The 22724-nt window shown below is 45.9% G+C and carries 9 protein-coding genes; 6 read left to right on the top strand and 3 right to left on the bottom strand.

Annotation, left to right across the window (positions count from 1 at the left end; all coding sequences use genetic code 11):
* Positions 1-65 precede the first annotated feature (65 nt).
* Together H6F66_RS13520 and H6F66_RS28390 are read right to left on the bottom strand one after the other, a co-directional pair.
* The gene (locus tag H6F66_RS13520; RefSeq protein WP_190422038.1) at positions 66-3215 is read right to left on the bottom strand and encodes a non-ribosomal peptide synthetase; all 3150 of its coding nucleotides are present in this window, start codon (positions 3213-3215) and stop codon (positions 66-68) included.
* Positions 3205-10860: a non-ribosomal peptide synthetase gene (locus tag H6F66_RS28390; RefSeq protein WP_190422037.1), complete on the bottom strand. Its 7656-nt coding sequence runs from the start codon at positions 10858-10860 to the stop codon at positions 3205-3207. Before H6F66_RS28390 ends, H6F66_RS13520 begins: the two co-directional genes overlap by 11 nt.
* Positions 10861-11319: 459 nt before the next feature.
* Between H6F66_RS28390 and H6F66_RS28915 the strand changes: the two genes are divergently transcribed.
* From H6F66_RS28915 to H6F66_RS13495, 5 genes are all read left to right on the top strand, one after another.
* Entirely contained in the window at positions 11320-11448 is a 129-nt protein-coding gene (locus tag H6F66_RS28915) for a hypothetical protein (protein ID WP_277873963.1), read from the top strand.
* 351 nt (positions 11449-11799) lie between these two features.
* Complete coding sequence (locus H6F66_RS13510; RefSeq protein ID WP_190422035.1) at positions 11800-14610, top strand: TonB-dependent receptor; 2811 nt, start codon at positions 11800-11802, stop codon at positions 14608-14610.
* 37 nt (positions 14611-14647) lie between these two features.
* Positions 14648-15811 (top strand): PepSY-associated TM helix domain-containing protein, encoded by a 1164-nt coding sequence (locus H6F66_RS13505; RefSeq protein ID WP_190422033.1) that lies wholly within the window; start codon positions 14648-14650, stop codon positions 15809-15811.
* Positions 15812-16404: 593 nt separating this feature from the next.
* A complete protein-coding gene (locus H6F66_RS13500) occupies positions 16405-17739 on the top strand; it encodes an MFS transporter (protein WP_190422031.1) in 1335 nt (444 codons plus the stop codon).
* A gap of 281 nt (positions 17740-18020) precedes the next feature.
* Positions 18021-18758 (top strand): Uma2 family endonuclease, encoded by a 738-nt coding sequence (locus tag H6F66_RS13495; protein ID WP_190422029.1) that lies wholly within the window; start codon positions 18021-18023, stop codon positions 18756-18758.
* Positions 18759-18861: 103 nt separating this feature from the next.
* Here H6F66_RS13495 and metH read toward each other — a convergent pair whose 3' ends face one another.
* Positions 18862-22446 carry a methionine synthase gene (gene metH / locus H6F66_RS13490; protein ID WP_190422027.1) on the bottom strand — a complete coding sequence of 1195 codons (3585 nt, stop codon included), beginning with the start codon at positions 22444-22446 and terminating at the stop codon, positions 18862-18864.
* Between the two features lie 98 nt (positions 22447-22544).
* Here metH and H6F66_RS27655 point away from each other — a divergent pair, with 98 nt between their 5' ends.
* The gene (locus H6F66_RS27655; protein ID WP_199295464.1) at positions 22545-22724 is read left to right on the top strand and encodes a hypothetical protein; all 180 of its coding nucleotides are present in this window, start codon (positions 22545-22547) and stop codon (positions 22722-22724) included.

Raw genomic sequence — 22724 nt, 5'->3', positions numbered from 1 at the left:
CAGTCAGTTGAAACTGACTTTAGCTTTGCGCTGGGAAATCAATTTCCCAGCGTTGAGTGCGTAAGTCACAAGGTGAGAGGATCACCATCTTTCAAAGAAGAAAGCTTCACCCGGTGCGCCGTTCGCGAAACTGCTACGATTTCTGGTTCATTAAGGTAGGCACCTTTGTCCTTCGTCTGCTCAATTTTCTTGGCGACTCCAGCAATAGTTGGCATTTCAAAAAAGTCGCGCAGAGGTAGTTCTACTTGGAACGCTTGGCGCAACTTAGAAATAACTAAGGTAGCAAGTAGAGAGTGTCCGCCCAACTCAAAGAAGTTATCGTGGATACCCACCTGTTCGATACCCAGGACTTCCGCCCAGATTTTAGCGATCGCTTGCTCTGTGGAAGTACCAGGAGCAACAAATCCCAACTCAGGCCGGATCTGGTCTGGAACTGGCAAAGCCCCACGGTCTACTTTGCCATTAGCTGTCAGTGGCAGAGCCTTCAATATTACGACAGATGGCACCATATACTCTGGCAGCTTCTGTTGCAGGAAGTGGCGTAAATCATTGGTATTGGTAACTTGTCCCGGATGCGGAACTACATAGGCTACCAACCGCCGATCACCCGGTTCATCCTCCCGCGCCAAGATGACAACTTGGCGAACAGATGGGTGTTGACTCAGCAGTGTCTCAATTTCTCCCAACTCAATGCGGAAGCCTCGAATTTTCACTTGGTCGTCAGTCCGACCAAGAAACTCCAAATTGCCATCCGGTAAGTAGCGAACCAGGTCGCCAGTTTTGTAAAGCCGCGCCTCGGTGTCGCTAAAGGGATTTGATATGAACCGGAAGGCGGTCAAATCTTCTCGGTTGAGATAACCCCGTGCTAATCCCGCACCGCCGATGTATAATTCGCCGGAAACGCCGACTGGCACTAGCTGGAGATGCCGATCTAGCACATAGACCTGGGTGTTAGCTAGAGGACGACCGAGGGGAACAGTCTCAGAATCATGGCGATCGCCTTTGTCTACCTGATAAGTGAGTACGCCGACAGTGGCTTCTGTAGGGCCGTAGTGATTGAGAATCTGGCACTCAGGTTTCTGTTGCTGAATTTGCTCTATTAGTTGCCAACTCAACGCCTCACCACCCAAAACTAAACGCTGTGGCAAAATTTGCGCTGAGTGCGAAGATGCCAAAAGCGCGGCTAGGTGGGAAGGAACAATTTTCAGACAGTCAATCGGATAGCGGCCAAAGTAGTTTGCTAGGGCGGCTGAGTCGGTAGCGCGTTCTGCGGACACTATATGCAGGCACCCGCCCGTACACAAGGCGGGAAATATAACGGTGTTACCTAAGTCTGCTGCGAAGGTCGATACAAGTGCGAAGCTGGCACCAGTCCGTAAATTCAGCTTGTCTAGAATCCCTCTCAGGTAATTGAGGAGTTGCTGATGTTCGATGGCAACTGGCTTGGGTTTTCCTGTCGAGCCAGAGGTAAACAGCACATAAACTAAATTTTTACTGTTCGCCTCGCTGGTGGGATTGGCATTGCTCTGTTGAGCCGCTTCCCAGTCTTCATCTAAACATACCGTTGTTTTTTCCTCATAACCATTACCACAAAATTGCCTTTTTGTCAATAAAACCTGAGCGACTTGCGACATGAAATCCAGACGCTCTTGGGGTAAAGCCGGGTCGAGGGGAAGATAGGCTCCGCCTGCTTTGAGGATGCCCAACATTCCCACCACCATATCTAGCGATCGCTCCAAACAAAGCCCCACCACCACTTCTGGTTTCACTCCCAACAGCTGTAGGTGATGGGCAATTTTATTGGCACGAGCATTGAGTTCGCGGTAGGTAAGTTGTTGATCTTCAAAAACAACGGCAATATTATCCGGCGTTTGTGCGGCTTGGGCTTCAAACAGGTGGTGAATACATTGCTGTTCGGGGTAATCGGTTTGAGTGTTGTTATGGGCTAAAAGTTGAGCGCGATCGCTAGGCTGTAAAATCTCTAACTGACTAATTGCAACTTCCGGATTCTCCGTAGCACTGGCAAACAATGTCTGAAATTGCTTTACCAACCGTTGAATTGTCTCGGCTGAGAACAAGTTGGAATCATAGTAAAAATCTGCCTTTTCGCGAGTGCAAACCAGTTTTATTTTGAACCGCTCAATGCAGCTGTAGAAATTCAACAGCGAAAATGACACCCCTGCGCCAAAGCGTTTTAAAACGCTTTGCTCAAACTCGAAACCAACCGCAAATTGCGCCTTGCTAGTCACCCCATCAAAAGGTTCCCAGACAAAATACTCCTGCCATTCAGAAGCCTCTCGCATTGCTTGGCTTACCAGTTCCAAAACTTCTTTAAAGCGCAAATCTGCCTCTAAACAGCTCTTAATTGGCAACCATTTCGTACATAGTCCCAAAACCGAATGCAGTGTTTCAAATTCTCTACCATCCACCGATGCGCCAACAATAATTTCCTCTCCGGTGAGCCGCCACAGCAGAACTTGCCAAGATGCTAGCAACCAGATATCGAGAGCAATATCAGATTTTTCCAGCTTAGCAACCGCTTTAGAATCAAGTGTTAAACTAACACAATCGATTTCAAATTCTGATTTTTTCAGATTGCGCTCAAAAGGTAGTTTAATCCTGTCTAAATTAGAAATATCCTGGTGTTCCCAATATTCCTTACCTGTCGCATCCTCTTCTTCTAATAATTGATGCTGCCATTCTGAAAATTGGACATATTGCACTTCCTCAGTTGAAAAATCCCCAGCATAAGCCAAGCTGATTTTCTCAACCAACTTCTGAAGCGTCCAGCTATCCGCGCACAGTGCAGGCAAACTGATCAGCAAAATATACTTGTCTGCTGATAGCTTTAATAAAGACAAGTGTAATGAAACTTGCTCTAAGTCAAAATTTGCCCGTTTCGCTTCTTGAAAAAGTGCCGTAATTTTGGCTTCCTGCTGCTGGGGTTCCTGATCGCTTAAATCAATTTCTCGCCACAAGGGAACGCTGCTATCCGCTACAACCATAACTGGAATCTTCATCCCAGGTAGGCGGTGGAAGGTTGTCCGCAGAATCTCATGTTGATTGAGGACTTGCTCTAAAGCTGTTTTTAAGACATCTACTTTCAGATTTCCTTCTAGAAGAAGGGCGCAGTAAGCAGCGCTATCTTGTTGTAACAACCAAAGACGCTTCTGTTGAGGAGAAAGCCGAAAGCCGCCGAGGGTTTTACTGTGCATTTGCTTTCACCATTCCTTTGTATTTAATTTCTGCGCTACGCATTAATTCCCCCAATGCCACTACAATCTTGCGGGAACCTACATAAGGGTTGCGACTGTGTGCGGCGAGCATATTGTCTAGCATCAATACGTCTCCTTGTTGCCAAGGGAAAGCGATCGCGGCTTCTTGATAAACCGCTCGAATTTCTGCTATTACAGAGTCTTCAATGGGCGAACCATCTCCGTAATAAACGTGACGCGGCAACTGGTCTTCTCCGAACAGGGATAATAAGGATTCGCGGACTGCTGGATCTAGGCATGAGGCATGGTGCAACTGCAACTGATTAAAAAACACCAACTCATTCGTCTTCGGATGCTTAGCCACTGCTGGACGAACCAGGCGAGTTCTCAAACCATTGCCCGAAAGCCACTCAAAAGCGATGCCCGCTTGATGGCAATATTCCTCCACTACAGCTTTATCGTTGGTGTGAAAGAATTCTTGCCAACTTACGTCAAAGTTCTCGGTATAGTTGCGAACATACATTAGTTGCTTTTGTTGAAATTTTTCTCGCAGCCTGGGGTCAAGCAACTGGTAAACTTTTCGACAGTCCACGATTGGCGTTTCGCCGCCCTGCTGCGCTGGTTGCAGGCAGAAGAACCAGATTTTCAAGGGCCAGCAATGCAGATGGGAACTTTCGTTATGGAACAAAATAGGTTGTTCCGGCGGATAAGGTGTTGAGCCGTAAACTTTGCCGCTGACTTCCACACGCGGTAAGTCTCCATACTCAGCGAACAATGTGGCAATTGCCTGAGCAAAACTTTCAAATTCAAGCACAGACGCGACGCGGAAGTTGCGGAAAAGAATCGCACCGTGATGCAGCAATTTTGTTTCTAGGAATTCTCGGTTGCTCTTAGCCCAGTCGATGAGATCGATATCGTCAACGTTTGGCTTAATCACCAGAGGGAGGGTTTCTTCAGTACCTAAAAACTCTGTTTGGATCAATTTCTCCGGTAAGAAACTGACAGCCTTGGGCTGGATGTTCATCAACTGCTTGAGCTTGGATTCTTTGCGCTCTTTTTTTGAAGCAGCTTGTTGAGTTCTTTCCACGACGTTAAGCATTTCTAAGGTGTTTATTCGGGCATCTGGTTGAGCCACAATGGACTCTAGTAGCGTTTCTAAATGACCTGACATCCGAGCGATCGCGCTTTTCTCGAAAAGGTCGGTTCTATAGTTCCAAGTGCCAACAATTCCCTGCTCGGTTTCGCTCACAAACAAAGCCAAATCAAACTTCGCCGTGCCGCTGTCGATATCCAACAGTTTCAAGCTTAAGCCTGGAAGCTCTAAGGCTGGCATCGGGGCATTTTGCAGAACAAACAATACTTGAAATAGGGGTGTGTGGTTTCCTTTGCGCTCCGGTCGCAGCGCCTCTACGAGCTTTGCAAAGGGTAGATCCTGGTGGGCGTATGCTTGTAGCGCTACCTCCCGCACTCGCCCTAGCAATTCTCGAAAACTTGGGTTGCCAGCTAGATTAGTCCGCAAGACCAGCAAGTTGACAAAAAAACCAATTAGTGGTTCTGTTTCAGCTCGGTTACGGTTAGCAACATCAGTGCCTACAACGATATCTTCTAGACCCGTGTAACGCTGTAACAGTACCTCAAATGCTGCCAGCAAGGTCATAAATAGGGTGACACCTTCCTGGCGCGAAAGTGTCTTGAGCGCTTGTGATAGGACAGGGGAGACGACGAAGGAATGAGTGGCACCCTGATTAGTTAATGAAGCTGGTCGCTTGGTGCCAGGTAACTCCAACACGGGCAATCCCGCTAGCTGCTTTTTCCAGTAAGCAAGCTGAGATTCTAATACTTCAAGATGCGATCGCTCCTGCTGCCAAACGGCAAAGTCTGCATACTGAATTGGCAGGTCGGGGAGTGGTGAGGGAACGCCTGCACAGAAAGCTTTGTATAACGCTGCTAACTCTCCAATCAGCACTCCAATCGACCAAGCATCAAAGATAATGTGGTGCATCGTCAATAGCAGCACATATTCTGTCTCATCGAGTTGCAATAAAGTGCCACGCAGTAACATTCCCTGTGTTAGGTCAAAGGGGCGCTGCGCCTCTTGGGCGGCTAGTCGCTGAACTTCAGTGTCCTGCTCTATTGTTGGCAACCCGCGCAGGTCTACCACAGGTAGGGTTAAGGTTAAGCTGGGAGCGATCGCTTGAAATGGTTGTCCATCCACCGTTACAAAAACCGTTCGCAAGGCTTCGTGACGCTTGATGATTTCGTTAAAACTCTGCTCCAACGCAGCTACATTCAGCGAACCACTTAGTCGCACGGCGGCGGGAATGTTATGCACAGCAGTACCAGGCTGCAATTGCTCCAGAAACCACAATCTAGCTTGAGCAAAGGATAAGGGCAAATTGATTGTCCGTGAAACGCGCTCAATAGGCATCTCCAGTTTTTGCCCCAGCTTCATCGTCGTCTCGATGCGATGGGAGAGTTCGCTGACTGTCGGCGACTCAAACAAACAGCGCACAGGTAGTTCTATCTCCAAGACTTGCCGCAACTGAGAAACCACCTGAGTAGCTAGTAAGGAGTGTCCGCCTAATTCAAAGAAGTTGTCATAGATACCTACTTGTTCCAGTCCCAGAATCTTCGCCCAAATTCCGGCGACTATTTCTTCTAAGTAGGTGCGCGGAGCCACAAAATCTGAGTGTTGCCGTCTTGTCTCCAGTGCTTGCAACGCCTGACGATCAACCTTACCGTTGGGTGTCCTCGGTAGTTCCGGCAGCATCGCAAACGTTGCTGGAATCATGTATTCTGGCAATTTCAAGAAGCGACGCAGGCAACTAATTGTCGGTGTCTCCTCTGTCGGGACAACACAAGCTACCAGGTACTTATCGCCCGCTGTATCTTCTTTTACTAGAACTACAGCTTCTTTGACCATTGGGTGTTGTCTGAGAGCTACCTCAATTTCTCCCAACTCGATGCGGAAGCCGCGAATTTTTACCTGATGGTCACTTCGCCCGATGTATTCAATATCACCATTAGGCAAGTAGCGGGCGATATCGCCAGTCTTGTACAACCGAGTGTTGGGTTCATCAGTGAAGGAATGCAGGATGAATTTTTCAGCTGTTAAATCAGGACGGTTCAGGTATCCTCTAGCTAATCCGGCACCGCCGATGTAGAGTTCGCCGGGAACTCCAATAGGCACAGGTTGTAAATGAGTGTCTAGTAAATAAACCTGTGTATTAGCGATGGGGCGACCAATAGAAAGGCTGCTTTGTTGATTTGTGCAGCAAGTAACGTCAGCAGAAACTTCTGAGGAACCGTAAAGGTTTAAGAGAATGCTCTCTGGCAGATTTTCTCGAAAGCGCTGCCATAAATCGACACTTAACGCTTCTCCACTGACCACCCAAAACTTCAATTTCGGCAAGCGTTGAATGTTGCTGTCGGTATCTAATAGCACACGCAGCAAGGAGGGTACGAGGACAATCCGCGTAATGCGATCGCGTTCCAGGGTTTCGATAAATTGTTGCGGATCTTTGATAACTCGGTCGGGAATAATCACCGTCCGCACGCCTTGTAGTAAGGGGCCGAAAATTTCCCACACTGAGTCTACAAAGCTTAAAGATGTCTTCTGGCAACAAACCTCTCCCGGCATAAAGGGATAGGTTTCCCACATCCAATGAAAGCGATTAACAGCACCTCGATGCAAACCCAGGACTCCCTTGGGCATTCCGGTAGAGCCAGAGGTATAGATAACATAAGCTAAGTTGTCAGATGTAGTCTTGCTGACTGGATTCTCCTTACTGTGTTGGCTGTAATCCCATGCGTCTATGCAGACTACCTGCATCTCATGTTGCGGAAGCCGTTCGACTAGATGCTGAGTTGTCAGTAACACTGACACTTGACAATCCTGCAAGATGAAATTCAATCGCTCCTGTGGATAAGCAGGGTCTAGCGGTACATAGGCTCCACCCGCTTTGAGGATACCCAAAAGCCCTACGACCATAGAAAGCGATCGCTCTATATATATCCCTACCTGCACTTCCGTACTGACGCCCAAACTTTGCAAATGGTGTGCTATTTGATTGGCGCGTTGGTTTAGCTCTCGATAGGTCAATTGCTGGTCTTGACAGACGGCAACGGTATCTGGCGATCGCTCTACTTGAGCCTCAAATAGTTCGTGGATACATTGTTTGGGGTAATCAGTTTGAGTACGATTCCACTCGACTAGCAGTTGATGTCGTTCAACTACCTTTAGTAAAGGCAAGTCCGAGAGATGTTGGTCAGGATTGGCAACTATCCCTTCTAACAAAGTTTGGAAATGCCCTAACATTCGACTAATGGTAGTGACATCAAACAAATCAGTGTTGTACTCTACAAACCCGGTTAATCCTGATGCCGATTCCTCCATTGATAGCGTCAAATCAAACTTTGCTGTTTCATTATCAATCTCTTCAATATCCAAACTTAACCCTGAAATTTCTGCGGTTAACGTTAGAGAAGGTTGAAGAATAAACATTACCTGAAACAGAGAATTATGGCTCAGGTTCCGCTCTAGGTGCAGAGACTCCACCAGTTGCTCGAAGGATAAATCTTGATGGGCATAAGCGCCCAGTGCAACTTCGCGTACCCGCCGCAGAAGCTCCCGAAAACTGGGATTTCCAGCGAGGTCAGTACGCAGCACCAAGGTGTTGACAAAAAAGCCAATTGACTGTTCAAATTCCACACGATTGCGGTTGGCAATCGGCGAACCTATAATAATATCTTCCTGCCCCGTATATCGATGTAGCAACGTTTTAAAAGCTGCCAACAAAGTCATAAATAAGGTGACATTTTCCTTCTGAATTAGTACCTTAATTGCCTCGGTAAGGGCAAGGGGCAAGATAAACTTTTGTCGTGCGCCTTTGAAGGTTTGAATAGCCGGTCGGGGACGGTCGGTGGGCAAATTCAGAACGGGAAGGTTTCCCGCTAATTGTTGCGTCCAATAGTTTAGCCCAGACGCTAAAATTTCCCCTTGTAGAGACTGTCGCTGCCAATAAGCAAAATCTACATACTGAATCGGAAGTTCGGGGAGTGGGGAGGTTTTTCCAGTGGCAAAAGCTGTATAAAGTTCTATCAGTTCTTTGAGTAATACTCCCATTGACCAACCGTCGGAGACAATGTGGTGCAAGGTGAGAATTAGGATGTATTCTGTTTCGGTAAGGTGGAGAATTTTAGCGGAAAACAGGCGATCGCGTGACAAGTCGAAGGGAATTTTAGCTGCTTCAATGCTGAGGTGTTGTGCTTCAGCTTCCCGTTCAGTCTGAGATAGCGATCGCAAGTCTATCTTGGGCAAGTTTAAGCTAAGTGTGGGCGCGATCGCTTGCACGGGTTGACCGTCCACAACTCTAATATTTGTCCGCAAGATTTCGTGGCGATGGATAATTTCGTTTAAACTTTGTTCTAATGCTGTTACATCCAACTCACCTTTAAGGTGAATGGCTATAGGAATGTTATAAGCGAGGTTATTCGGTTCTAACTGATGGACTAACCACAGTTGTTGTTGAGAAAAGGAAAGTGGATGTCCTGAAGCAGACTTTTCAATGGGAAAAAGCAGCGACGCACGAGAAGCTTCCCCTGTCAGTTGACTGAGGAGATGCGCCACCAGTTGAGTAATGCAAAAGCCTTCAAATATGTCTGATACAGATACAATAACTTCCAGGTCGCTCTCAATCCGATTTTTGAGCGTAAAAACTCTTAAAGAGTCGAGTCCTAAACTACTAAGAGGCTGTTGAGGATTAACTTGGGATGGCGGAACTCCCAAGACTTGGGCGACTACTTCCTGAAGATAAGTTGTCAGAGTTGATGCTTGTTCTTCGGACGCGATCGCAACTAAAGCTTCACGGGTCAGCCTAATTTCTTCCCCTACATGGGTACTGTTTAAAATGCTGCTTCCAGCAACCTCCAAGGTGTCTGCCAAAAACGCTGCACGAGTGGCGCGGCGTTGAATTTTACCGCTAGAAGTTTTGGGAATACTGCCCGCTTTAATTAAAATTACTGCATAAACTTGCACCTGATGTTCTTCAGTTATTGCCTGACGAATTGCGGCAATAACTTCCTCAACATTCGGTTTAGCTCGAAACTCCAGCTCTTGGACGACTACCAGATGTTCTTCGCCCTTTACTTCCACTGAAAAGGCTGCACCACTACCCAAACGCAACGCTGGATGGCTGCGTTCTGCTGTCAGTTCAATGTCTTGCGGGTAGAGGTTGCGACCCCGGATAATAATTAAATCTTTGGCTCGACCTGTAACAAATAGTTCGCCATTTTGCAAAAAGCCTAAGTCCCCAGTCCGCAAAAACGGCCCTTTACCTGTATCTGAAAGATAAGCGCGAAATGTTTGCTCTGTCTCAAAAGGGCGATTCCAATAGCCGTGACAAATACTAGGGCCAGAAACCCAAATTTCGCCAATTTCATCCTCAGAACAGCTGGTTAAGGTTTCCGGATTGGCGATAATAATCTGCTGTTCTGGTAAAGTTTGACCGCAACTAACTAGACGCTGGGAATTCTGGTCATCAGGTTGAGCGTCAATTATACGGTTGCTTAAAAAAGCAGTTTTTTGAACAGTTTTCGTTATCGGTAACGCTGCCTTAGCACCACCAGAAACCATCAGAGTTGCCTCTGCCATTCCGTAACACGGATAAAAGGATTCTGGACGAAAACCGCACTCAGCAAAGGTAAGGGCAAAACGCTCTAAAGTTTCCTGACGAATTGGTTCAGCACCGTTAAAAGCAACGCTCCAACTGGACAAGTCTAGGGTTGACCGTTGTTCGGGGGTAATTTTCTGAATGCACAGTTCGTAGGCAAAGTTAGGAGCGCCGCTGGTGGTTGCCCGATAATGGGAAATTACCTGTAGCCAGCGGTAAGGAGACTGGAGGAATGAGGCTGGCGACATCATAATGCAGGGGAAACCGCCATACAGGGCTTGCAGTACGCAGCCGATCAGTCCCATGTCGTGGTAAACAGGTAGCCAGGAGACATATATACTGCTGGGCGAATTTCCCATGAATTGGTAAGTCATGGTGGCGTTGTGTAGCAAGTTGCTATGACTTACCATTACGCCTTTTGGCGTTCCAGTAGAACCGGAAGTGTATTGTAAAAACGCTAAGGTATCCCCTTCAATCAAAGGCTCTTGCCAAGTGGTTTCCATTTCGGGGGTTAGGTTATCGGTAGCGAGCCACTTGAGGACTGGGTTAGTTTTGATAATTAGGGATTGTACTTTGGAGAGGATGGCTGTTGTCGTCAGCGCGATCGCGGCTTGAGCATCTGTCAACACCGACAAAATTCTGGGGGTGTTGCGTTGGTTGCGCGGTGGGTAAGCGGGAACAGCAATTACTCCCGCGTACAAACAACCTAAAAACGCAGCAATATAATCTAAACCTGGTGGGTAAAGCAGTAAGGCTCTTTCGCTGCTTAAACCCAAAGTCTGAAGTTGGGATGCGATCGCTCGTGCTTTTGCGTCCAAGTCTCGATAAGTTAGGCTAATTTCCGGGGTTTCGCCTTCTTGGAGGAAGGTAAAAGCTATTTGCTCCGGCTGTGTAGCACTTCTGTAGCGCAGTAACTCTACTAAAGTTGAACAGCTGCGGGGGATTCTGGGAAAGTTATTAGAAGCTTGAGCCATATTGCTGTTGGTACTCTATGCAACCCTGACCGGATGCGGCGACTGTAGTCAAACCAAATCTCTTCAAAGCCTAGAAAATCTCTTTTTGTGTGAAGCGCTTAGCTTGACGCTTCACGTTTTTTGAACAATTGCGCTGTTGGAGCAATTCTCTTTTGGAGACGCTACTGCGTCGCTAGGTTTTTTATAGCGTTGTATCGATGAAAGCTTGCTAGTGAGCATCGCAGGGATTCGCGATGCTGCTGTCATAGCCAATGCTAGTCTTTGATAGTTTTTTACCGTGAATTCTTTGCTCTTATTGCGACTCATTTTCGATAAGTCTCAATTACAGTAAACAACTTTATCCACTTTTGGCAACTAGCAATAGATAATCTTTATCATTTGTATTCAATATAATCGAGTTTGGCTATTCTAAATCTTCTACACCTTTTGGTAGATGCTAGGTAATAAGTTTAAGAGTAGATGGATTTTCTTTACCTTCGTGGCAAACGCGGCTCTATTCGCCGCGCCACAGGCCCTTTGGGGGTGTCGGCTTCTTCAAGGAAAAGTTACCCAGCCATTTTTCGGATTTGGGCGATCGCATCTGATTAGTTAACACTTCTTAACCAACTGTCTTTAAAAGAGAGACTCGAAAAACTTCCTTAATGCTTCATTTCGGCTTCTTTTTGGCGAAATTATCTGTTTGGCTCCCCACAATTGGAACGTTGAAAGTGCCAGTCCATCAGTCTTAGCTCTTTTAGTAGTTCAAAGCTGCTAGAGGGTGAGGTGAGCAGGTTCCCCAGCTCAGCCTGATAGTAATTCTCAATAAAATAAATCTGTATAACCATTGACATTGGTAGTAGAGTCATTTTATTTTTACTAAGTTAGTGCAAATAACTTTCAATAAGTAGCCGGGTCATCCACTATGACCTGACTATATCGATTGGTGTTGAGGAAACCGGATTGAAACTACATAAATTACTCTCTAGCCTGTTGCTGACAGGCTCCGCTACCCTGTTAGCGGCCACTTCTGCGATCGCGCAAACAGTACAAGTAACAGGTGTGCAACTCAAGCAAACGGCGAATGGTTTGCAAGTCATCCTCAAAACTAACAATGGCAACGAAGCGCAAAGCTTTACTGGTCGCTATGGCAACACGTTCTTTACTGATGTCATCAACACTCGACTAAAGTTACCCACAGGACAAAGCTTTAGTGTCAGTAACCCCACAGAAGATGTTGCATCAGTGACAGTACAGCAACTAGATGCTAATAGTATTCGGATTAAAGTTATCGGTACAGATGGTATACCTACAGCACAACTAACTCAAAGCAACCAAAATTTAGTTTTCAATTTAACGCCACCATCAGCGACAGCTGTTGTGCCTCCGCGAAGGACAGCACCTGCAACTAGAACTCCAACAGCACCTTCAACACCTTCAACCAGAACTCCAACAACACCTTCAACTGGAACTCCGACAACACCTTCAACCAGAACTCCAACAACACCTTCAACTGGAACTCCGACAACACCTTCAACCGGAATTCCGACAATACCTTCAACCGAGACTCCGACAGCACCTTCAACCGAGACTCCGGTAACTGAACCGGGAACGCCGCCACCTGCTGGAACTGTACCGGATGCTTCTCGACCAGGGGGGACATCGGGAAGTAACGAAATATTGCCGGAGAGGGTCATCGTAACGGTAACGCGCACAGAAGAAGCCCTAGAAGATGTACCGCGTTCTGTCACCGTAATCACTAGCGAGCAGATCCAGCGCCAGACAGCCTTGACGAGGGACTTAGGGGAAACTATTGCCAAGTTAGTTCCCGGATTTGGCCCTCCCAATCAACAAAACCGTTCAAATGGTCAAACTTTGCGGGGTCGTAACGCTTCGATTTTGATTGATGGTGTTCCCCAGCAAAACAATAACTCTACACTTGTTCAGTTCAGAAACATTGCTCCTGATGCTATTGAACGCATCGAAGTTGTTCGCGGGCCGAGTGCAACCTATGGAAGCCAAGCGACGGGTGGCACGATTAACATTATTACCAGAAGACCAAGCGAAGAAAGGCTAACTTCTACAACTCAATTTGGTGTGTCAGCTGCTTTGGGGAATTTGGAAGAAGATAGTTTTGGCTATAATCTCCAACACTCACTTTCTGGTACAGAAGGGATTTTTGATTATCTGCTTTCCGTCTCAGGAAATTGGACAGGTGGCTTTTATGATGCTCAAGGCGATCGCATCCCCACTGATAATGGGACTCTAGACGATACCACGACCTATGGCATCTTGGGTAAGGTTGGTTTGAACTTTGATGAAAATCAACGCCTGCAATTTACGATCAATCACACTCGCGATCGCCGAGAAGTCAGTTACATAGCAGATACAACCATTGAAAGTATCCCCGGCTTGCAAAAACCCCGCGCCATTTTTGTTGGAGAACAAGATTATATCGGCACAGACGATCCGGCACAACGGGGTACAGTGATTAGCTTGGGTTACACCAATGAAAATCTTTTAGGTAGTAACGTTCAGGCTCAAGCATATTATCGAGATAATACAGAGATTAGTATTGCTTTCGATTATCGAGATGACGGCTTCTTTGATGCCATTACTCAATTTCCGAGAAGAGAGAATACTTGGGGAGGACGATTACAAATAGACACGCCCTTATTCGAGAATGCTAGTTTACTCTGGGGCGTTGACTATGAAAAACAAAAAAATACGGCTTCCGATGTAGACGTTTTTGACTCAGAAGCTTTTGACAACAGTGGCGGTCGAACTTTAAGAAAAATTGGTTCTCTGACTCCATACACCCCAGCTTATGACTTTGAAAGTTTGGGATTGTTTGCCCAGATGCAATGGGACTTAAGCGATCGCTTCCGAATCAATGGCGGAGTGCGTCACGAACGTAGCGGTCTAAGTATTGACAACTACACGACTTATGAAGGGCCGGGAAATCCAGGTAGAGACATTGAAGGGGGAGAGAAAAACTTTAGCGCCACCCTTTTTAATATCGGTGCCGTGTATAACTTAACAGATGAAGTAAGTTTGTTTACCAGCTTTTCTCAAGGATTTTCTGTACCTAACGTTAGCTTCGCCCTTGGCTTTCCACCGGATGGATTTGCAGTTGAAAAAGACTTTCAAGCTTTAGAACCGCAGAAAGTCGATAATTACGAAATTGGAGTACGAGGTAACTGGAACAATGTGCAAGCATCTATAGCTGGTTTCTACAACTACTCAGCTTTAGGTTCAGTTCTTAGCTTCACAGGAAATGATTTCGGTGACTTTGAACTTCTGCGTTCTCCACAACGGAACTACGGCGTTGAAGCTACTCTTGATTGGCAAGCTGGAGGAGGCTTTGCCCTTGGTGGTACAGTGAGTTGGACTGAAGGCGATATTGATGAAGAAGATACAGGTGATTTTAGACCTCTTAGCAACCGCGACATCCAACCCATAAAGATCACAGCATATGTTGAACATCAAACTACACCCGGCTGGCGAAATCGATTGCAACTTTTATATAGTGGCGATCGCAGGCGGGGATTTGAAGATGGGGTTGGTTTCCGTCAACCACTCAGCAGCTACGTGGTGGTTGACTACATCAGTGGCATAAAGTTGGGTCAAGGGGAACTGTATCTAGGCATTGAGAACTTGCTAAACAATCAATATTTCCCAGTATTTTCTCAATCTACGACTGGTGATGATGATAGTAGTTACCTTGCTGCCAGAGGTAGAAGTATCAGCATTGGCTATCGTCTGACTTGGTAATATAACTGCTCACAGATGGGTAATCAGGATAGGAAACATGAAACTACGCAAACCCGCATTGATTTTGCATCGAATTGTTGGGGTAATAGTAGGACTATTGCTGATTGTAATTGGCTTGACTGGTAGCGCGTTAGTCTTCTGGCACGAGATCGACCACTCCCGGAATTTAACTTTGATGGAAGTTGTCCCTCAAGGCGATCGCATATCCCTAGAGACTGTAGTGAAAAATGCCCGTCAAGCCTACCCAGACTTTCTCCCTGATTCCATCGAACTAGCGCGATCGCCAGAATTAACTCATCAAGTCTGGATGAAATCAAAAGATGATAAATGGAACAAAATTTACATTAATCCTTACACGGGCGCAGTTCTAGGTTCTCGTCAGTGGGGACAAACTCTGATGACTTTCATCTATGACATTCACAAGACCCTCCTCGCTGGCGAAACTGGTCAAATAGTCGTGGGTATCTGTGGCATATTGCTGCTGCTACTGGGAATCACTGGATTAATACTATGGCCTGGTTGGAAACGGTTCGGTCAAGGTTTCAAAATCCGATGGAATTCTCCTAAGCAACTGGTTAACTACGACATCCACAAAGTAGGAGGGATTTTGTCCGCTGCGTTCCTAATCCTCCTTGCTTCCACGGGAGCAGCGTTGGCTTTTAACTCTCAGTTTGAAAGTGTAATTTATGGGTTAACAAATACACAAACACCCGCCGAACCAAAATCTACCCTTTTTCCAAATAAGTCACCAATAGCATTAAATGAAGCTTTACAAAAAGCTTCTTTAGCATTGCCAGAGGGGGAAGCTACCTATATTTCCCTTCCTAGCGAACCGGATGTGGCTTTTCGAGTCACCATCAAATTACCCCAAGAAGCAACTCCCAGCGGTCGCAGTAATGTTTATGTTGACCAATACAGCGGTGAGGTTTTACGGGTAGAAAATTCTCTTAAGTTACCCCTGGGAACCAAGATTATGAATGCACTGTTTCCTATGCACATGGGTAACTTTGGTGGGATTCCTATGCGAATTTTATACGTGTTTATAGGCTTCACACCCACTGTTTTATTTATCACGGGCTTCGCGTTGTGGCGGCAGCGTCAGTGGGCGATCGCACGTCGCAAAGAAGCTATTTTCCAAAGCCAAAGCTTACCAGAAGAGAAGGAAAAGATACTTACGACTACTGCATGGCCTTGGATTTGAGTGTTATAACATCCATCGACCATTTAAACTTAACTTTTCCTATCCAAACTTTGACTGTTTACTTGTGTATAGCAGCCCTATTTGAGCTGTGACTACCTTTTAAACGAACCACTAAGGCGCAGAGGAGGAGGAAAGAGAGAAGTTGGTAAATGAGTTAGGATTTCTATATAGAAGCTTTATTTTTATTTAGTAAAAAAAACAGCTCCTCTGGGGGATATAGAATAGTCTGGAAAAAAGAGCGAATTTTTTTTAATTCCTACATGGATTGCAATTCCTACATAAATTGTTATGTATGAGTTTATAAAAACCTGATAATTTTTTCTTTTCTCAAGTTCTTAACATAAAAATCTCAAGATTGGTTAAACAGTAATTATATTCTTAAGTTAGCTAAAACCTACCAAAAATCAACGCATATGTGTTAATTTTCATAGGTTATGCTGGGATTAAACTAACCTACAATTAATAATTAATTTATTTATGAATTTCTCTCTTTTATCAGTCAAGCGTATCAGTAGTTCGTCAAAAAAAAATAGAGGCGTTGCAGGCAATGTTTCTACACATTAAATAGGATTGCTATATAGGAGAAAAAACTAATGGAACCAGAAAATCAGCCAACCAACCTTAACAAGTTTCTTATTATTTGGATGGGACAGTTGGCATCAGTTCTTGGCTCCGAGATGACTAACTTTGCTATTACTTTATGGGCTTGGGAACTTACAAATCAAGCAACGCCCTTGTCTTTAATTATATTTTTTACCCACATCCCAAAAGTAATCGCCGCCTCTTTCGCTGGGTTATTTGTCGATCGCTGGAACCGTAAATACTTAATGATGCTGGGTGATACAGCCGCAGGTTTCTCGACAGTTGCCATTTTATTACTACTGTTGACCAATCACTTGCAAATTTGGCATTTTTATGTGACAGGAGCCATTAATGGTTTCTTTGGCTACGTCCAGAGTCTGGCTTACTCAGCCTCTATGTCAGCGATCGTACCCAAACAGCATTACACTCGTGCTACTGCAATGAGTTCATACATCACCTATTCTGGTTCTAGTATCATTGCACCAGCGTTAGCGGGGGCGCTTTACTATACAATTGGGTTCCAAGGAATCCTGACAATTGATATTATTACCTTTGCGATCGCTATCAGTACGCTTTGGTTTATAGCTATCCCACAACCCCAAAAAAGCCAAGAGAGTCGCCATAGCCAAAACATTAAGCAAGAGTTGACATTTGGTTTCAGTTACATCTTGAAGCGTCCTAGCCTTTTAACAATCCTTATTTTCCTGCTAAGTTCTAATTTATTTGATACTGCTAATGGTGCGATTCATTCTCCGATGATTTTAGCTCGTAGTGGTGATAATGCAGGGGTACTCGCCAGCGTACAAGCCGCCATCGGTATAGGTGGTGTAGTCGGTGCTGTGGTACTTAGTATTTGGGGCATTTCCCAGCACCGCATTCACGGGTTGTTGTTAGGGACAGCATTGAGCTTTACTGGCATGATGGTGTTGGGTTTAGGGAATTTGCCCTCAATTTGGATGATAGCTGGCTTTTTTATGGCTTTCTTTTCACCTTTTATCGGTAGTTCTAATCAAGCTATTTGGCTATCAAAGGTGGAACCCAACGTCCAAGGACGTGTTTTTGCTACTCGCTACTTAATTGCTCAGATTACTGCACCACTGGGGTTAGCGATCGCTGGACTTTTAGCTGACTATGTTTTTGAGCCAGGGATGGTACCAGGAGGCTTTCTGGCTGGGAGCTTGGGTAGTATATTTGGTACTACCTCTGGATCTGGAATGGCACTTCAATATACTCTCTTCTCCTTTTGTGGTTTGCTCATCGGCTTGGGTGGGTATGCTTTCCCTGCGTTGCGCGATGTAGAAACTATTGTCCCAGACTGCGATCGCGCTACAGAGCCTAATCCCTGAAAAAATGAGCATAAATTTTTTTAGATTTATGGTGTATAAAATCTAAAAAAAACGTTTAAAAGTAATTTTTTCAGGATTCAACGAGATAGCAATTACTGAGATATAGCAGTTCTAAATGATTCGAGAAGGCGAGATACCCGACTTCTTCGAGAAGTCGGGTATCTGAAAGGCTATCCTTCACAACTCAAATAGGATTGCTTGTGGAGATTGATGCGTTGGCAAAGCCCGCGGAAGGCATCGCTATAATTAAAACAATTTCCCCAAGATCCAAACACAGCAGTATGGTACAACAACTACCAACAGATACCGCACCAGCCATCATCTACCCTGACAGCGACGGTCAGCAAATGTCAGACAACACTAAACAATTTCGTTGGATTGTAATAATTAAGGAAAACTTAGAATTATTGTTTGCCGCTTACATGGATGTATTTGTCGCAGGTGATTTACTTTGGTATCCCGTCGAAGGAGATAACAAGACTCGCCAAGCGCCAGATGCAATGGTAATCTTTGGTAGACCAAAAGGTGATAGGGGTTCCTATAAACAATGGGAAGAAGATAATATTCCCCCACAGGTTGTTTTTGAAATCTTATCTCCCGGAAATCGTCTTAAAGCAATGGCTCATAAATTAAAGTTCTACGAACGCTACGGCGTTGAAGAATATTACATTTACGATCCAGATGACATTGAGTTAATCGGCTGGCTGCGTTCTGGAGAGCAATTAGAGATAATTGAAGAGATGAACGGATGGGTTAGCCCTCGTCTAGGGGTAAGGTTCCAGGTGACATCCGATAATTTGGAAATTTTTTCACCCACAGGAGAACGGTTTCTGACCTTTGTTGAATTGGCTCAACTTAGGGAACAGGAACGTCAAAGGGCTGATGAGGAACGTCAAAGGGCTGAAACTGAACGCCAACGGGCTGATGAAGCACTATCTCAGCTGGAACAAGAAAGACAGCGTTATCAAGCCTTAGAGGAACTCCTGCGAGAACGAGGGATTAACCCGGAACAGTTGTGAAGGCAGACCTAACCCCCTAATCCCTGCCCTGTGAGAGAAGGGGGAATTATGACTCCCCTCTCCTGCTAGGAGAGGGTTAGGGAGAGGTTAACCCGCCACCCGCTTAGGCGCTGAAGTATTTAGCTGCTGGGTGATAGGCAATAATCGCAGTTGTAGATTGTTCCGGATAAAGTTGTTCGCTTTCATCCATGTGGAGATTGATGCGATCGCTTCCCAACAACTCTAACAATTTATACTGATCCTGAATATTCGGACAAGCCGGATACCCAAAACTATACCGACTCCCCTGATAACGCTGCGCCAAAATATCCCGAATATTATCCGGTTCCTCACCACCAAACCCAAACTCCCGCCGAATTCGGGCGTGAAGCCACTCCGCCACAGCCTCAGCCGTCTGCACAGCCAAACCATGAAAATACAGATAATCGCTGTATTGATTACTCGCAAAAAGCTTCTGCGCGAACTCCGTCGCAATATCCCCCACAGTCACCGCCTGCATCGCAAACACATCAATTTGTCCTGACTCAACAGGCGCAAAGAAATCAGCAATACACAGCCGACGCATAGACCTCTGGCGAGGAAAATTAAACGTCGCCACAACCTTCTTCTCCCTCTCTTCCTTCGCGTCTTTGCGGTTCATCCCCTCCGGATCGTACAAATACAACGAATTCCCTTCAGACTGGCACGGGAAATACCCATAAACAACTTGCGGACGCAGCAAATTCTCCTCTAAAACTCGCTGCTTCCACTCCTTCAAAATCGGATAAACTGTCTCCTCCAAAAACTGATTGTACTCCTCACGAGACTGCTCTTTCGGCTTGCGGAATTGCCACTGTCCAGCAATCAAAGCTTGCAAATCCAGATACTCAAAAACCTCCGCCAACGGGATATCTTCAGGCTGCAATAACTTACTACCCCAGAAAGGCGGAATTGGACGCTCAATATCGGTTGCTACTGCCTCAGAACGCCGTGTATCTTCAGGTTGGGACACCACCTCATTCTTGCCGTCTCCGCCTGCGGGAAGGGTGTTACTTTCTTCTCCTTCCGTCGTTGACGCGGGAGGGTTGGAGAGGGAGTCAGATATTGCAACTTCATCCAAAAATCCCTGTAAATTATCCCAATTTCCCGCAGATTTTGCAGGCATCAATTTATCCATGAAATGCAAGTCAGAAAAAGCATCTTTGCCGTAAATCACCTTACCTTTGTAAGTGTTTTGGCAATCTTCATAGACAAATTTTGGGGTTAGTGCCGCACCGCCTAAAATTACTGGAACTGTAATTCCTTTTTGGTTAAAAACCTCCAAATTCTCTTTCATAAAAGCGGTGGATTTCACCAACAACCCGCTCATCGCAATACAATCAGCCTGGTGCTGTTCAAAAGCATCAACGATGTTATCAACTGGCTGCTTGATGCCAATATTAACCACCTTGTAACCATTATTTGAAAGAATAATATCCACCAAATTCTTACCGATATCGTGGACATCTCCTTTAACGGTGGCAATTACTACAGTTCCTTTGGCATTATTTCCAGCATCTTTCTTTTCCATCAATGGTTCTAGATAAGCAACAGCCGCTTTCATTGTTTCTGCTGATTGCAACACGAAAGGTAACTGCATTTGTCCGGAACCAAACAACTCGCCAACAACTTTCATGCCATCAAGCAGGAAAGTATTAATAATATGGAGAGGCGGATATTTTTCTAAAGCTTTGGTAAGTTGTTCTTCTAAACCGATGCGTTCTCCGTCGATGATGTGACGCTTGAGACGTTCTTCGACTGGTAGATTTTCATCCCCAGAGCGATCGCGTTTTGTGGTTTTCCCTTCAAACAGTGTGGTAAGCTCTCCCAAGGGGTCATAAACGCAAACATCACCCTCAAATTTGCGCTCATCGTAAATTAGCTTGCGGCAGACTTCTTGATGTTCTGGCTCAATTTTTGCCAATGGTAGAATCTTGCTGGCGCTAACAATTGCCGCATCCATTCCCACCGCCATCGCCTCGTGCAGAAACATGGAATTCAGCACCACTCTCGCCGCTGGATTCAAGCCGAAAGAGACATTAGAAACGCCCAGCATAACGTGACATCCAGGCAATTCTTCCCGGATGCGACGGATAGATTCAATTGTGGCTTTAGCGTTGGCGCGGTCTTCTTCAATGCCCGTAGAAATAGGTAGAGCTAGTGTATCAAAGAATATCTCATGAGCTGGAATACCGAATTCAACAGCTTGATGATATGCCCGGTGCGCGATCGCAAACTTCTTATCAGCCGTCCGCGCCATCCCATCCTCATCGATAGTGCCAATTACTACACCAGCCCCGTACTTCTTCGCCAACTCCAACACCTTCAAAAAGCGCGGCTCACCATCTTCATAGTTAGTCGAATTGAGCAAACACTTACCACCAGAAACCTTTAACCCCGCCTCCATCTTTTCCCACTCCGTCGAGTCCAGCATCAGCGGCAAAGTAACATTTGTTACTAACCTCGATGCCAACTCGTGCATATCACGCACACCATCGCGTCCCACATAATCCACGTTGACATCGAGGACGTGCGCCCCCTCGCGCACCTGCGACTTAGCCAAAGACACCAGCCCATCCCAGTCTTCCGCATTCAGCAAATCGCGGCACTTCTTAGAACCACTAGCATTTAGGCGTTCACCCACAATCAAGAATGAATTATCCTGGTCATAAGGCTGAGCGCTGTAAATCGACGCACCCGCAGGCTCATAGCTAGGCTGTCGCTCCTTCGGCTTCAAACTCTTGCCAATTTCTGCCAACTGTTCAATATGGGCAGGGCGCGTACCGCAACAACCGCCAATCACCTGCACGCCCAAATCTTCTACAAAGTGCATCAGCGCCATCCGCAATTCCATCGGAGTCAGACGATAATGTGCATGACCGCCGACATTTTCCGGAAGTCCCGCATTCGGGATACAAGAAACCACAAAAGGCGAATGTGCGGAAAGATACTTAATATGCTCCGCCATCCGGTCGGGGCCAGTGGCACAATTTAACCCCAAAATATCAATCGGGTAAGGTTGCAGAATCGTCAAAACTGCGCTGATATCAGAACCCACCAGCATCGTCCCAGTAGTTTCCATCGTCACCGACACCATCAGCGCTCGTCTTTCGCCTTTGTTCTCAAATACTGACTCAACTGCATTCAGCGCCGCCTTAATTTGCAGCACATCCTGACAAGTCTCAACAATAAACAAATCTACGCCGCCATCAAACAGCCCTTCTGCTTGTTCTGCAAAAGAAGCTTGCATCGTGTCAAAATCAATATGTCCCAGCGTCGGTAACTTTGTCGTTGGCCCCATCGAACCAGCAACAAATCGGGGTTTCTCCGGCGTAGAAAATTCTGCCGCCACCCGTTTGGCTAGTTCCGCCGCCTTTTTATTCAAACTATACGCTTCATCCGCCAAGTCATACTCAGCCAGCACAATAGACGCAGCGCCAAAGGTATCCGTCTCAATCACATCCGCACCAACCGCCAGAAAGTCGCGATGTACCTTCTCTACGGCTTCTGGCTTTGTGTATATCAGATACTCGTTACAACCTTCGTATTGCGCCCCACCAAAGTCTTCAGCTGTGAGGTTTTGCGTTTGCAGGTTGGTTCCCATTGCGCCATCGAAGACGATGACAGGGCGTTCGGGACTGTGGAGGCGAGTCAGGAAGGGGCTAGTCATAGATGGCGACGGCTTTAAAATATGAATTGAGTTAGGCTTTGAAGGATCAGCTTAATATATTTTGCAATATTTAATAGATTTCTGGAGTAATCAAAGCGATGAACGTGCAGACACCGAATACATCTACTCTCCCACAAGAGCAAGTTACTACACAAGCAATTATTTTAAATGGCGTTAAATGGCAAACTTTTAAGGCATTGATGGCAGATGTTGGAGATGGTCGCGCTTGGAGAATTGCTTATGACCAAGGAGTTTTAGAAATCAGGATGCCATTATAA

The sequence above is a fragment of the Trichocoleus sp. FACHB-6 genome (assembly GCF_014695815.1).
GTDB classification, from domain to species: Bacteria; Cyanobacteriota; Cyanobacteriia; order Cyanobacteriales; family FACHB-T130; genus Funiculus; species Funiculus sociatus.
Note: the sequence above shows the minus strand (reverse complement) of the source record. Positions and strands in the feature narration are given on the sequence as shown.

Bases quoted from the DNA above. Each gene is read 5' to 3' on its own strand.
- H6F66_RS28915 (WP_277873963.1), top strand. From the start codon at position 11,320: ATGGATTTTCTTTACCTTCGTGGCAAACGCGGCTCTATTCGCCGCGCC.
- H6F66_RS13505 (WP_190422033.1), top strand. From the start codon at position 14,648: ATGAAACTACGCAAACCCGCATTGATTTTGCATCGAATTGTTGGGGTA.
- H6F66_RS13495 (WP_190422029.1), top strand. From the start codon at position 18,021: ATGGTACAACAACTACCAACAGATACCGCACCAGCCATCATCTACCCT.
- metH (WP_190422027.1), bottom strand. From the start codon at position 22,446: ATGACTAGCCCCTTCCTGACTCGCCTCCACAGTCCCGAACGCCCTGTC.
- H6F66_RS27655 (WP_199295464.1), top strand. From the start codon at position 22,545: ATGAACGTGCAGACACCGAATACATCTACTCTCCCACAAGAGCAAGTT.
- H6F66_RS28390 (WP_190422037.1), bottom strand. From the start codon at position 10,860: ATGGCTCAAGCTTCTAATAACTTTCCCAGAATCCCCCGCAGCTGTTCA.
- H6F66_RS13500 (WP_190422031.1), top strand. From the start codon at position 16,405: ATGGAACCAGAAAATCAGCCAACCAACCTTAACAAGTTTCTTATTATT.
- H6F66_RS13520 (WP_190422038.1), bottom strand. From the start codon at position 3,215: ATGCACAGTAAAACCCTCGGCGGCTTTCGGCTTTCTCCTCAACAGAAG.